Genomic DNA, 13,019 nt, shown 5'->3' on the forward strand with positions numbered 1-13,019 from the left:
GGCAGAAGATGAACTGGGGGTTGGTTCATGAAGCTTAGCAGAAGGGCAGGCCCCTAGCGGTGAGCGGCAGAACCCTTTTCCTCGGCTTCAAACGCGAGGTACAGCCGGGCCAGCACCGAGGGGTCACGCAGGGAGCCGCCCAGCACCTCCTCCGCGCGGCGCAGGCGGTACCGCAGGGTGTTGACATGCACGTGCAACCGAGCGGCGAGGTCGGGCAGCGGCCCCGAGTGGGCGAGGTAGGCCCGCAGGGTGGCCTCGATGCGGCCCCCGTCCTCCAGCGCGGCCAGCCGCGACCGCACCTGCCCCCGCAACGGGGCGAAGGAACCGTCCGCGAGCAGGGCATAGAGGGGGTCCATCGCGTGATAGGTCGTGGACCCCCGCGCCTGCCGGGTGGCGGCGAGGGCGTGCCTCGCTTCGCCCTCGGCGGTGCGGGCATGCCGGGGACCGGGGTGCGGGGCGCTGACTCCCAGGCGCACGTCCTGCGCGGTGCTCGCCAGCAGCGCGGCGTGGAGGTCCCGCGCCTCCCGCGCCAGGTCGAGGGTCGGCCACAGCCACACCGCCCGGTCCCCCCGCACAGTGGAATGGGCAGGCAGGCCGCGTTCCAGGAAGTAGCCCTCCCCCACCGCCGCGAGCACGTCGAGGGCGTGGGCATGGGCCGTCCGGGCGGCTGAACCGGGCGCGGGAGGCCGGGCGAAGGCCGCCACCGCCACAGCGATGGGTTCGGCATCCGGGAGGCTGGCCTCTGGAACGGTGCCCGACAGCAGGGCGTCCAGCGTCCTCTCCCCCACCCGCCGCCGCGCCGCGCCCGCCGCCGCCGCCTGAAGCCTCGCCAGCAGCGCATATTCCACCGCCACAGGAAGCAGGGCGGCCCACTCCGGCGGCACCGCCAGGGTGAGGCTGCCGACATGCCGCTCGCCGCTCGCGTCCCCGTAGCTCAGGCGGCGGGTGACCTCCGGCCCGGCAGCTTCTCCCGCCACCGCCACCACGTCTCCCCAACTCGCGCGAATCTCGGCCCGCCCCCCCGTCAGCCGCGCCAGCCGCGTCACCAGTTCGCGTTCGGGTTGTGGTCCGGTGACGGCTTCTCGCAAGGAGGCCAGCAAAGTGGCCACACCCGACAGCGCGAGCAGCTCGGGCGAAGAGGGCGAGGTGTCCCGCATTTGTTCCAACCTACAACAGGGTGGGGGGAGATTCACGCACCCTACAAGGGAAAGGGTGAGGAGCCGGGCCGTATGCTGGAAGGCAGACCCCCTCGTTTTCTCACCTACGAACGGAGACCCACCTTGAAATACGCCCGCTTTATCGCCGGGGGCCGCGCCCTGAACGGTCACCTGCACGACGGCCACCTCATTGACGCCGCAGGCGTCGCCCACGATCCGGACAGGGTGCAGTTCCGCCTGCCCGTGGACCCCCCCAAGGTGATTGCCCTCGCCCTGAACTACAACGACCACGCGGGCGAACTCGGGCTGACGCAGCCCAGCGAACCGGCCCTCTTCTGGAAGCCGAACACCACCCTGCTGCCGCACCGGGGCACCGTGATCTACCCGCGCGGCGCGGAGTTCATGCACTACGAGGTCGAACTCGGTGTGATCCTCGGCCGCGACGCCCGCCGGGTGAAGGCGAAGGACGCGATGGACTACGTCGGCGGCTACACCATCGGCAACGACCTCGTGGTGCGCGACTACGTGACGAACACCTTCCGTCCGCCCCTGCGCGGCAAGGGCTGGGACACCTTTGGCCCGCTGGGACCGTACTACGTGACGGCCGATGAGATCGCGGACCCGCATAACCTCGCCCTCACCGCGCACGTCAACGGCGAGCTGCGGCAGCAGGGCAGCACCCGCGACATGATCTTCTCGATTCCCGAACTGATCGAGCACATCAGCCGCTTCATGACCCTCCAGAAGGACGACGTGATCCTGACGGGCACCCCGAAGGGCATCTCGCACGTTCACCCCGGCGACGTGATGCGGCTGGAGGTCGAGGGACTGGGCGTGCTGGAAAACGACATTCAGGAGGAGGACGAGGGCGCTGAACCCATCAAGGGCAAGGAAGCGAAGGAAGGCGAGTGGGACGGGCGGTGAGCCGGACTGGGGCGACCCTGACAGCCCTGGCGCTCGCCGGGGCCGCCTTCGCGGCGTCGCCACGCTTCGAGATGCGCTCCTTCGTGAACGTGGAGGGCCGGGTCGGTGCCGTTCAGCCCGCCTTCGCCTGGTGCGACGCCCCGGACCGGGTGCTGGCCGTCACCCAGCCCGCCCACGACCCCCGAACCACCGCCCAACCCGTCACCCTTCACCGCTGGCTCAAGCGCCCACAAATGGAGTCGGACGCGGGGAAGCTGACGGCCCCCTTCCTGCTCGGGCCGAGTGAGGGGGCCGCCGGGAGCATCTATACCCGCCTCTCCTTTCCGGATGGTTCGGGAACGAACGCCAACTTCTTCATCCGCACCAGCAACGTAGAGAACGTCCTCGACCCGGCCTACCGCCTGAGCCGCGTGAACGAGTTCCGCACGCCGGAAGGCTCCTTTCCCTGTCGTTACCAACCCCAGGCCGTGTTCATGGGCGCGACGGCCAAGCGCACGGTGATCGTCTGGGACAACGGCAGGACGGCCACCTACGCCACGCGCAATTTCGACGGGACGCCGGGGGTGTACGTGACGGGCGGGAAGGTCAGTGCCGACGACATCGGGCCGGAGTACACCTTCCGCAACGGAAGCTACACCTACCTCGTGAAGTTCCATCCCTACGCCGCCTTCGTGCGGGTGCAGCGGGGCGGACGCACCCTGCGGACCGAGACCTTCCTCGCCTACTCCTACAGCCAACCCGTTCAGGAGCAACCATGACCCAGACCCCTCCCCCAGCGGCACAGCACCCCAACCACGATCTCGCCCGTGAACTGCGTGAAAGCAAGCTCAGCGGCGGCCTGCACCACTTCATCGGCGGCGAGTGGGTGGACTCTAAAAGCGGCGAAACTTTCCAGACCCACACGCCCACCAACAACTCCGCGCTGGCGACCGTGGCGAGCGGCGACGCGACCGACATCGACCGCGCCGCCCGCGCCGCCCACGACGCCTTCCAGACGTGGCGTGAGGTGAGCGGGGCCGAGCGCCGCAAAATCCTGCACAAGATCGCCGACCTGATCGAAAAGCGGTCGCAGGAAATCGCCGTGCTGGAGAGCGTGGACACCGGGCAGGCCATCCGCTTCATGAAATCGGCGGCGGCGCGTGGGGCGGAGAACTTCCGCTTCTACGCCGACCGTGCTCCCGGTGCTCAGGACGGGGAGAGCCTGCCCGCCCCCGGCTTCCTGAACTACTCCATCCGGCAGCCCATCGGCCCGGTGGGAGTGATCACGCCCTGGAACACGCCCTTCATGCTGAGCACCTGGAAGATCGCCCCGGCGCTGGCCGCGGGCTGCACGGTCGTCCACAAGCCCGCCGAATGGAGCCCGGTCACGGCGACCCTGCTCGCCGAGATCATGGACGAGGCGGGGTTGCCGAAGGGCGTCCACAACCTCGTCCACGGCTTCGGGGAGAGCGCGGGCAAAGCGCTGACCGAGCACCCGCTGATCAAGGCGGTCGCCTTCGTCGGCGAGACGGTCACGGGCAGCCACATCATGCGGCAGGGGGCCGACACCCTGAAGCGCGTGCATTTCGAGCTGGGGGGCAAGAATCCGGTCGTAGTGTTCGACGACGCCGACCTCGACAAGGCGCTCGACGCCGTGGTCTTCATGATCTACAGCCTGAACGGGGAACGCTGCACCAGCTCCAGCCGCGTGCTCATCCAAGAGGGCATCTACGACGAGTTCACCGCCCGCATCGCCGAGCGGGCGCGGAACATCCGGGTGGGCGACCCCCTCGACCCCGACACCGAGGTTGGGCCGCTGGTTCACCCCCGCCATTTCGAGAAGGTCCTGTCCTACTTCGACAAGGCCCGCGAGGAAGGGGCCACCATCGCGGCGGGCGGCGGGCGGGTGGGCGGCGAGGGGAACTACGTCTCCCCCACCCTCTTTACCGGGGCACGCAACGACATGCAGATCAGCCAGGAGGAAATTTTCGGGCCGGTCCTGACCGCCATCCCCTTCACCGACGAGGCGGACGCCCTGGCCCTTGCCAACGACGTGAAATACGGGCTGGCCGGGTACCTGTGGACGAACGACCTCACGCGGGCGCACCGTTTCGCGCACGGGCTGGAAGCTGGGATGATCTGGGTGAACTCCGAAAACGTACGGCACCTGCCCACGCCCTTTGGCGGGGTGAAAAACAGCGGCATCGGGCGCGACGGCGGCGACTATTCCTTCGAGTTCTACATGGAGACGAAGAACATAGCGATTTCGCTGGGGACGCACAAGACGGCGCGGCTGGGCGTGGGGCAGGCGCCGAAGGTGGAGAAGGAGGTGGCGGAGGGGTGAGGGTCTTTAACGGTCAAGCTGCGCTTGACACCCCCCTCCCAGCCTCTGCAAGCAGCTCATACGAGTCCCCCGCAGGGGGGGAGGGGTTACAACGCCTCGGCTATTCGCTCCAGCACTCCGTTCAAGTTGGTGCGGACTTCGTTGTTCCAGAAGCGCAGAACGCGGAACCCTCGTGCGGTGAGTTCGGCGTCCCGCACGGCGTCATACTCTCTTCCGGCGTGCTGGCTCCCGTCCAGCTCAATGACGAGCTTTTTCTCCAGGCACACGAAGTCAGCGAAATAAAAGCCGAGCGCCTGCTGCTTGCGAAATGCCACGCCCAACTGACCCGCCCGCAAGCGACTCCACAACAACCGCTCCTCCGGCGTCATGGTGCGCCGCAACTCCCGCGCCCGCCTGTTCTGTTCCGACCGGGAAAACCTTTCCACGCGTGCAGCCTAAAACCCCTCCCCCCTTGCGGGGGAGGCTGGGAGGGGGGTGGCAGCCGGAGGCTGCCCCACGAAGGAGGCCCCCAATGACCCCAACCCCCCACACCGTCCTCCTCACCGGAGCCGCTGGACAGGTCGGTTCGGCCCTGCGCGAGGGCCTGCGCGGGCGCTTCCCCGTCCTGCGCCTGACCGACAACCGCGACCTGGGGGAGGCGCAGGCAGGCGAGGAGATCGTCTCCGCCGACCTCACCAACTTTGAAGAAGTCCGCGCCGCGATGGAAGGGGTGGACGCCGTGATCCACCTCGGCGGCATCGCGGACGAGCACACCTACGAGCGTATCCGCGACGTGAACGTGGACGGCACCTACCACGTCCTCGAAGCAGCGCGGCAGGCGGGCGTGCGGCGGGTGGCCTTCGCATCCTCCATCCACGCGGTCGGCTTCTATCCCCGCTCGGAGCAGATCGGGCCGGACGTGCCGGTGCGCCCCGACACCTACTACGGCGTCAGCAAGGTCTTCGGTGAGGCACTGGGCCGCATGTACTGGGAGCGGTACGACATCGAGTTTGTCGGCGTCCGCATCTGTTCTTTCCAACCCAAGCCGAAGGATGCCCGGCACCTCTCGACCTGGCTCAGCCCCCGTGACGCGGTACAGCTTTTTGAAAAGGCGGTCACTGTTCCCGACGTGGGCTTCCTGATCGTCGCGGGCATCAGCGGCAACACCCGCCGCTGGATGACCCCCGAAGGCTGGGACGTGCTGGATTACGTGCCCCAGGACGACGCCGAAGCCTATGCCGCCGAGGTGGAGCACATCCACGGTGACCCGCGAGACATCACCGAGCAGCGGCAGGGCGGCATTTTCGTGGACCCGGACTATCGGGGGCTGGCGGGGAAGGAGGGCTGATATGGCCGTGCTGGAGCATGTCGCCTTCAAGGCCAGGGACCTGGACCGCACTCAGGCTTTTTACGAGTTGCTCGGGGTGGAAACGTCCCTTCACGGAGCACGGCTGTTCGCCACCTTTCACGGCGGAACGCGGCTGATCTTCGACCGCAGCGAGACGGCCCCCGACGTACGCGCCGTGACCTACCTGGGCCTTGAACTGGACTCGTTTGACGAGGTGGACCGGCTGTTCGCCCGAATCTCCGGTCAGACCAGCATCCAGCGCGACATGCGCGAGCAGTACCGGCACGCCACCGGACCCTACGGCTTTTTCGTGACCGATCCCGACGGCTACGTCCTCAAAGTCTTCAAGTACCACGGCGCCGAAGAGGCGTAAGGAGGCACCCGCTATGGCAGCCATCACCGGACAGCAATTCCTCGACCGCCTGCGGAAGAATCCGCCCACCCTCTACATCGACGGGCAGCGGGTCGAGGACCCCACCACCCACCCCGCGACCCGCAACATGGCGCACTCGCTCGCGGGGCTGTATGACCTCCAGCACCAGCCGGAGCTGCGCGAGAAGCTCACCTACGAGGAGGGCGGCGAGCGCCACCCCATGAGCCTAATGGTGCCGCGCACCAAGGAGGACCTCGCCCGCATCGGGGAGGCGCACCGCCTCCGCGCGAACTACTCGCTGGGCTTCCTGGGCCGGGCGCCGGACTACATGAACGCCAACGTGATGGCGGCGGGCATGGGCGCGGGTTACTTCGCCAGTTGCGAGGTGGAGGGCGACCACCAGCCCGACTTCGCGGGCAACATGCGCCGCTACTACGAGTACGTGCGCGACCACGACCTGTGCCTGACGCACGCGCTGACCAACCCGCAGGTCAACCGCGCCAAGATGGCCTCCGAGATGCCCGACCCCTACATCGCGCTGGGGATTGTGGAGGAGCGCGAGGACGGCGTGGTCATGCGCGGCGCCCGCATGATGGCGACCCTGCCCATCGCGGACGAGATTCTGGTGTTTCCGTCCACCGTGCTTAAGGAGAACGCCGACAAGAGCCGCTATGCGATGGGCTTTGCCATCCCCACGAACGCGCCCGGCCTGAGCTTCCAGTGCCGCGAACCCTTCGACGTGGGCCGCGACCCCGAGGACCACCCGCTCGGCAGCCGCTTCGACGAGCAGGACGCCTTCGTGATCTTCGACGACGTGCTCGTGCCCTGGGAGCGCGTCTTCCTGCTGTACGACGTGGAACTGGCGAACAAGGCGTATGCCGCCACCGACGCCGTGCTGCACATGGCCTATCAGGTGGTCAACCTGAAGGTCGCCAAGACCGAAGCCTTCCTGGGCACCGCGCAAAGCATCGTGAACGCCATCGGCTCCGGCCAGTTCCAGCACGTCCAGAGCAAGGTCGCAGAGATCATCGTCATGTTGGAGATCATGAAGGCGCTGGAGGTCGCCGCCGTCGCGGGGGCCACCGTCAACGAGTACGGGGTGATGACCCCCGCCCGTGGCCCGCTGGACGCCGCCCGCAACTACTACCCGGCGGTGTATGCCCGCCTGCCCGAGCTGCTGCAACTCCTCGGCGCGTCGGGCATCATCATGATGCCGAGCAAGGCCGACCGCGAGGGACCGCTGGGGCCGCAGATCAGCAAGTATTTGCAGGCCGGAAACGCGAGCGCCGAAGACCGCCTCAAGCTCTTCCGGCTCGCCTGGGACATGTCCATGAGTTCTTTCGGCGGACGTCAGAGCTTGTACGAGAAGTTCTTCTTCGGGGACCCGGTGCGGATGCACTCGGCGCTGTACGAGGTCTACAACAAGCAGCCCTACGTGGAGCGCATCGGGGCGTTCCTGAGCCGCAGCGCGAAGCCGGAGGGGGTGGCCGCCGATGACTGATCCCCGCCCGGACGTGATTCGCATCGCGCACACCGTCTTTACCGTCACCGACCTCGAAGCCTCGCGTGATTTCTACGTGAACCTGCTCGGCCTGAATGTGCTGCACGAGGAGCCGGGAGCGCTCTACCTGCGGGGCGTGGAAGACCGCGAGTGGACGCTGAAGCTGGAGCAGGCCCCCGAAGCGGGCGTGCGGCACCTGGGCTACCGGGTGCGGACGGACGCCTGCCTGGACGGGCTGGTCGCCCTGGCCGAGCGCGAGGGTCTCCCCTACCGCTGGGAGGAGGAACTCGACCGCCCCCGCGTGCTGCGGATGCAGGACCCCTTCGGCGTACCCGTGGCCTTCTACCGCGAGAGCCGCACGCACCGCTGGCTGCTTCAGGACTACCACCTGCACCGGGGGCCGGGCCTGCAACGGGTGGACCACGTCAACGTGATGACCCCCGACGTGGCCTCTATGATGGCCTGGTACGGCGAGCGGCTGGGCTTCCGCGCCTCCGAACTCACCGAGGACGAGGACGGGCGCATCTGGGCCGCCTGGATTCAGCGCCGGGGCGGGGTTCACGACCTCGCCATGACGAACGGCGCCGGGCCGAGGTTGCACCACTGGGCCTACTGGATGCCCGACGCCGTGAGCATTATCCGGGCGTGCGACATCCTGGCCGGGGCGCGGCAGCCTGAGCGCATAGAGCGGGGACCGGGGCGGCACGGCATCTCCAACGCCTTTTTCCTGTATGTGCGCGATCCCGACGGGCACCGCATTGAGCTGTACACCTCCGACTACATCACGGTCGACCCCGATTTCGAGACGATCCGCTGGCAGCGCGACGACCCCCGGCGACAGACCCTCTGGGGGGCCAAGACACCGCGAAGCTGGTTCGAGGAAGGCTCCCGTATGGAGGCCTTCGGCGGCGGCTGGCAGGAGCTGACCGAGAGCGAGCTGAAGGGGATGCCCATCAATGTCATCTGAGCGGGTCATTCCCGACGACCTCCTGCCCGGCCTGGCCGACGAGCTGGAGGGGGCGGAGGCGACGGGCGTGCAACTCGCCCCCTTCTCCGAACGCTTCCCGGGCATGACAGTTGCCGACGCTTACGCGGTGCAGCGGGCCTGGATGGCACGGAAAGTCGCGGGCGGGCGGCGCATCCTGGGACACAAGATCGGGTTGACCTCGCGGGCGATGCAGATGGCCTCACAGATCACCGAGCCGGACTATGGGGCACTGCTGGACGACATGTTCTTCGAGCCGAACGGGGACATTCCCCTCTCGCGCTTCGTGGCTCCCAAGGTGGAGGTCGAGTTGGCGTTCTTGCTCAAAGCGGACCTGCGCGGCCCCGGCATGACGATCTTTGACGTGCTGCGGGCCACCGAATACGTGACGCCCGCCGCCGAGATCATCGACGCCCGCATCCAGCGGGTCAGCGCGGAAACGGGCAAGCCTCGCCGGGTGACCGACACCATCAGCGACAACGCGGCCAATGCAGGCGTGATCGTGGGTGGACGGGCGATGCGACCCGACGACCTCGACCTGCGCTGGGCGGCGGCCCTGTGCCTCCGCAACGGGGTGGTCGAGGAAACCGGCGTGGCAGCGGGCGTGCTGGGGCACCCAGCGGCGGGCATCGCGTGGCTGGCGAACCGCCTCGCGCCGCACGGAGAAGGGCTGAGAGCCGGAGAGGTGGTGCTGGCTGGGTCGTTTACCCGTCCGGTGGACATCGCTTCTGGAGACGTCTTCACCTTCGACTACGGGCCGCTAGGGAGCTTCTCATGCCGGTTCGCGGGAACACCGCGTGGCGCCTAAAGGGCAGATTGCCGCTGTGATGATTCACGTGCCGGACGTCCCCGCCGCGCTGGACTGGTACGCACGGGCCTTTCCCGAAGCCGAGCGGCGTGAGGTCAACGGGTTTACGCTGCTGGACCTCGGCGGAGCAACGCTGGAACTCGTACCCGCGGATGCCAAGGTCGCGTCGGGGGCGGCGGGCAGCGTGGTGTACTGGGCCACGCCCGACTTTGAAGGACGGCTCGCCCAATGGCAAGCTCTGGGGGCCGAGCTGTACCGTGGACCGATGGATATAGAAGGCGGGCAGCGAATGGCGCAGGTACGCGACCCCTGGGGCAATCTGCTGGGCTTGCGTGGGCCGCACCGGGAGCGCACGGCATGACGGCTCCCAACGCCTTCAAACACGCGCTGACATCCGGCCAGCCGCTCTACGGCCTGTGGCTGGCCCTGGCCGATGCCTACAGCGCCGAGGTCTGTGCCGGGGCGGGCTTCGACTGGCTGGTCGTGGACGGCGAGCACGCGCCCAATGACCTGCGAAGCATCCTCGGACAGCTTCAGGCACTGGCCGCATATCCTTCGGCCCCGGTGGTTCGCCTGCCCGTGGGCGACCCGGTGCAGATCAAACAGGTGCTCGATATCGGTGCCCGGAATCTGCTCATTCCGATGGTGGAGTCGGCGGCGCAGGCCCGCGAGCTGGTCGCGGCGACGCGGTATCCGCCGCAGGGAGTGCGCGGAGTGGCGAGTGCGCTGGTACGGGCCAGCCGCTTCTCGCGCGACGCCACCTACTTGCAGCACGCCAACGACGGCCTTTGCCTGCTGGTTCAGGTGGAGTCCGTCGCTGGACTAGAAGCGCTGGACGCCATCGCGGGGGTCGAAGGCGTGGACGGCGTGTTTATAGGCCCCGCCGACCTCGCCGCGAGCATGGGACATCTGGGCAACCCGGCCCACCCGGACGTGCAGGCCGCCATTCAGAACGCGGCTTCGCGCATCCGCGCGGCGGGCAAGGCGGCGGGCATCCTTGCCACCGACGAGGGAACGGCCCGGCGGTATCTGGAGTGGGGCTACACCTTCGTCGCAGTAGGGGTGGATGTGCTGCTGCTGACCCGCGCCAGCTCGGAACTTCTGAGACGCTTTAGAGCGTGCTAGGAACCCATCCCAAGAATGGGACTGAGGTTGTGCAGTAACAGAACCGACAAGGCCAACCAGTGAAAGCCGAGCAACATCTCGGGTAACCGCTCTAAATCCCGTGCCAGCCGCCTGAAACGCGCAGTCCAGGCGAAGGTCCGCTCCACAATCCACCTCCTCGGGAGCAAGACAAATCCATGCGCCCCAGACGGCCTTTTCACGACCACCAGCTCGACGTCGTTCACCGCTGCATCGGTGCTCGCCTGATCCCCGGTATAGCCCTGGTCTGCAATCACCACGTCAATGCTTCCACCCGTGAGCGCCTGCACCTCCCGGCACAGGTCATACACCTGGTCTCGATCCTGCTCATTCCCGGGGGTCACGAGCAGTGTCAACACGTTCCCGAGCGTGTCGACAGCGGCGTGAATTTTGCTGCCTTTGCGTCGTTTGGCCCCGTCATACCCGGCCCTTGCACCGCTTTCAGCGGTGCTCTGTAGCGTCCGGCTGTCGATGATGGCCACCGTGGGAATGCCCTCTCTGAGGGCATCCTCTCGTTTGAGTGCACGTAGATCGTGCGCCATGTTCTCGAAGCACCCGTGCTCCATCCACCGCCTGGCCTGCTGGTACACCAGCTCGTACGGCGGGAAATCGTGCGGTAGGTACGCCCACTGGCTCCCGGTGCGAGCGACCCATAACGTGGCATTGAGCATCTCCCTGAGCGAATACTTGCGCTGGGGTGCGTTTTCTGGAACGAGGGTCAGGTACGGGCGCATGAACAGCCACATCTCGTCGTCAACGTCGCTGGGGTAGGCTCGCCGGTCCATCCTCGGATTATCGATCTGAACGCGGAAAAAGGACTCCTCTCTGCTCAGGGCAGAAAAGTTCTGTCACGCTTCAAAACCCATACTCTCAGCCTCTAGCTGTACTTCGGGGATATTCAGGGGCCGCTGAATAAGGCGGTGCAGGTGTGACATCGGCGGCAAGGAGGTGGCAGGGGCAAGTCCCCTGCCACCTCCGCTCGAATGGCCGGAATGGTGTCGCCTCTGAGGTCGTCGGGCTGGGTGAGGCGAAGCCATTGCAGGAAGGTCAGGGCCACCATACACAGCACGGCGTGGTGATGCAGACCTTGCCAGGACCGGCCCTCGAAGTGGTCCAGCCCGACTTCGTCCTTCAGCTCCCGGTGGCTCAGCTCACACGCCCAGCGGCGCTTGGTGACTTCCACCAACCGCGACAACGGCGTGTCAGGGGCAGATTGCAGACGTAGTATTTGCGCTCCTCACCTCGTCGCTGTTCTCCGATGATCCAGGCGGCTTGACCCGGCAGATGTTGACTGCGAGCGTACTCCTCCCCGTCTGCCAGGCGAACGTATTCAGCCGCGAAGCGTCCGGAGAGCGGGCCTTTGGTTCCATGTCGCCATACCAGGTGCTGCCATGCAGCACCCGCCAGCACTTCTTCTACCGACAGTCGGTCCTCGGATGGGGTTGGGTGCGTCGGTTTCCTGCCCCGGAAGATCCGAGGGATGGGGATCAAGCGAACGTCCCTGGGATAGACCGTCTGCGTGCGGGTGATGCCGACCGACCACAGCAGTCCTCGCTCGGTGAGTGCCTGCCGGAACCGGGCGTTCACGCCGTACCCCGCATCCGCCAGAACCATGCCGAAGGTGACGTGTGGACGCACCCGGTCCAACTCTTTCAGCGCCAGTTCGCACTTGGTCTGTGGCGGCTGGTGTTCCAACGGAACACCAGCCGCCCTGAGCCGAGCGGGATCGTTGGTCCACTCCTGTGGCAAGAAGAGCCGTAGGGCGAGCGGAACCGGCAAGTCGTGCTGGGCCAACGTCAGGGAGACGAGGCATTGACAGGGGGTGATCTTCCCGACCTGCCCGGAATACTGACGGGCGACGCCGACAGACTTGGTGCCGAACTTTGTCAAGCAGGTGTCGTCGATGATCAGCACGGCGTCTTTGCCACCCAGCATCTGCTGAGCCCGCTGAGCGAGCAGGGTTTCCAGGGGTTCGGTCAGCCAGGGGCTGTCGGTGATGAACTGCTGGAGATGGTCCTCTTTCCCGGGCGCCACGACGGCAGCCAAGGGCTGCATGCTTTTTCGGTGGACCGTGCTGCACAATCCACGGACGTACAGAGGCGCCCAGGTCCGCTGGGCTCGGTGGCGAAAATGCACCAGAAAGGGCGCAAACCAGGTAGGGAAATGTCGGGTCCAGCGAGGCAGAGAACGAGCCATAGCACAGGGGCCAGCATCCGAGATGCTGGCCCCTGTGTCCCCTCCCTGAATATTCCCGAAGTACAGCTAGGGGCTAACCTGGCTTGCTCGTCACGTGACGAGCAAACGTGGAGTCTCTCACGGCTCCCCTGCTGCGACTGAGCCGCCGGGTGCCAAAAAGCACGTCGACCGTATGGGAAGCACCCGTAGAAGCAGGGGTGCCCCTCATCCGGTCGAACCGATATGTATGTTAATATATATATCGGTGGCAGGCAGCCAGACGACGGGATGCCTGCCCACAGG

Annotated in this window: 13 protein-coding genes and 1 pseudogene; 10 read left to right on the forward strand and 4 right to left on the reverse strand. The window is 66.8% G+C overall.

The window, feature by feature from the left end; translation table 11 throughout:
- Positions 1 to 53 precede the first annotated feature (53 nt).
- Entirely contained in the window at positions 54 to 1,157 is a 1,104-nt protein-coding gene (locus C3K08_RS16590) for a helix-turn-helix domain-containing protein (protein ID WP_104992551.1), read from the reverse strand.
- A 123-nt stretch (positions 1,158 to 1,280) separates the two neighbouring features.
- Between C3K08_RS16590 and C3K08_RS16595 the strand changes: the two genes are divergently transcribed.
- Genes C3K08_RS16595 through hpaE form a run of 3 tightly spaced genes read left to right on the forward strand, consistent with a single transcriptional unit; the run spans position 1,281 to position 4,404 of the window.
- On the forward strand, positions 1,281 to 2,081 hold the full coding sequence (locus C3K08_RS16595; RefSeq protein ID WP_104992681.1) for a fumarylacetoacetate hydrolase family protein: 801 nt from the start codon (positions 1,281 to 1,283) through the stop codon (positions 2,079 to 2,081).
- Complete coding sequence (locus C3K08_RS16600) at positions 2,078 to 2,839, forward strand: hypothetical protein (RefSeq protein ID WP_158680043.1); 762 nt, start codon at positions 2,078 to 2,080, stop codon at positions 2,837 to 2,839. The genes C3K08_RS16595 and C3K08_RS16600 overlap by 4 nt, the downstream gene beginning before the upstream one ends.
- Complete coding sequence (hpaE, locus tag C3K08_RS16605; RefSeq protein ID WP_104992553.1) at positions 2,836 to 4,404, forward strand: 5-carboxymethyl-2-hydroxymuconate semialdehyde dehydrogenase; 1,569 nt, start codon at positions 2,836 to 2,838, stop codon at positions 4,402 to 4,404. Before C3K08_RS16600 ends, hpaE begins: the two co-directional genes overlap by 4 nt.
- Before the next feature lie 86 nt (positions 4,405 to 4,490).
- Here the strand turns inward: hpaE and C3K08_RS16610 are convergent, their stop codons facing one another.
- Complete coding sequence (locus tag C3K08_RS16610; protein WP_104992554.1) at positions 4,491 to 4,829, reverse strand: endonuclease domain-containing protein; 339 nt, start codon at positions 4,827 to 4,829, stop codon at positions 4,491 to 4,493.
- Between the two features lie 86 nt (positions 4,830 to 4,915).
- Between C3K08_RS16610 and C3K08_RS16615 the strand changes: the two genes are divergently transcribed.
- From C3K08_RS16615 to hpaI, 7 genes are read left to right on the forward strand one after another with little or no spacing between them, the layout of a single operon-like run.
- On the forward strand, positions 4,916 to 5,731 hold the full coding sequence (locus C3K08_RS16615) for an NAD(P)-dependent oxidoreductase (protein ID WP_104992555.1): 816 nt from the start codon (positions 4,916 to 4,918) through the stop codon (positions 5,729 to 5,731).
- Position 5,732: 1 nt separating this feature from the next.
- A complete protein-coding gene (locus C3K08_RS16620) occupies positions 5,733 to 6,104 on the forward strand; it encodes a VOC family protein (protein ID WP_104992556.1) in 372 nt (123 codons plus the stop codon).
- A 13-nt stretch (positions 6,105 to 6,117) separates the two neighbouring features.
- Positions 6,118 to 7,605 carry a 4-hydroxyphenylacetate 3-monooxygenase, oxygenase component gene (hpaB, locus tag C3K08_RS16625; RefSeq protein ID WP_104992557.1) on the forward strand — a complete coding sequence of 496 codons (1,488 nt, stop codon included), beginning with the start codon at positions 6,118 to 6,120 and terminating at the stop codon, positions 7,603 to 7,605.
- Positions 7,598 to 8,572, forward strand: coding sequence for a 3,4-dihydroxyphenylacetate 2,3-dioxygenase (hpaD, locus tag C3K08_RS16630; protein ID WP_104992558.1), 975 nt, complete (start codon positions 7,598 to 7,600; stop codon positions 8,570 to 8,572). The genes hpaB and hpaD overlap by 8 nt, the downstream gene beginning before the upstream one ends.
- The gene (gene hpaH, locus C3K08_RS16635) at positions 8,562 to 9,398 is read left to right on the forward strand and encodes a 2-oxo-hept-4-ene-1,7-dioate hydratase (RefSeq protein WP_104992559.1); all 837 of its coding nucleotides are present in this window, start codon (positions 8,562 to 8,564) and stop codon (positions 9,396 to 9,398) included. The genes hpaD and hpaH overlap by 11 nt, the downstream gene beginning before the upstream one ends.
- 19 nt (positions 9,399 to 9,417) lie before the next feature.
- Positions 9,418 to 9,759: a VOC family protein gene (locus C3K08_RS16640; RefSeq protein ID WP_104992682.1), complete on the forward strand. Its 342-nt coding sequence runs from the start codon at positions 9,418 to 9,420 to the stop codon at positions 9,757 to 9,759.
- The gene (hpaI, locus tag C3K08_RS16645; protein ID WP_104992560.1) at positions 9,756 to 10,523 is read left to right on the forward strand and encodes a 4-hydroxy-2-oxoheptanedioate aldolase; all 768 of its coding nucleotides are present in this window, start codon (positions 9,756 to 9,758) and stop codon (positions 10,521 to 10,523) included. The genes C3K08_RS16640 and hpaI overlap by 4 nt, the downstream gene beginning before the upstream one ends.
- Here the strand turns inward: hpaI and C3K08_RS16650 are convergent.
- Both C3K08_RS16650 and C3K08_RS16655 read right to left on the reverse strand, forming a co-directional pair.
- Entirely contained in the window at positions 10,520 to 11,326 is an 807-nt protein-coding gene (locus tag C3K08_RS16650; RefSeq protein WP_104991608.1) for an IS5 family transposase, read from the reverse strand. The two genes, hpaI and C3K08_RS16650, sit on opposite strands and share 4 nt — an antisense overlap.
- Positions 11,327 to 11,439: 113 nt before the next feature.
- Positions 11,440 to 12,737, reverse strand: a pseudogene (locus tag C3K08_RS16655) (IS701 family transposase).
- Positions 12,738 to 13,019: the final 282 nt, after the last annotated feature.

Origin of the sequence: Deinococcus sp. NW-56, from assembly GCF_002953415.1 — a bacterium.
GTDB lineage: Bacteria > Deinococcota > Deinococci > Deinococcales > Deinococcaceae > Deinococcus.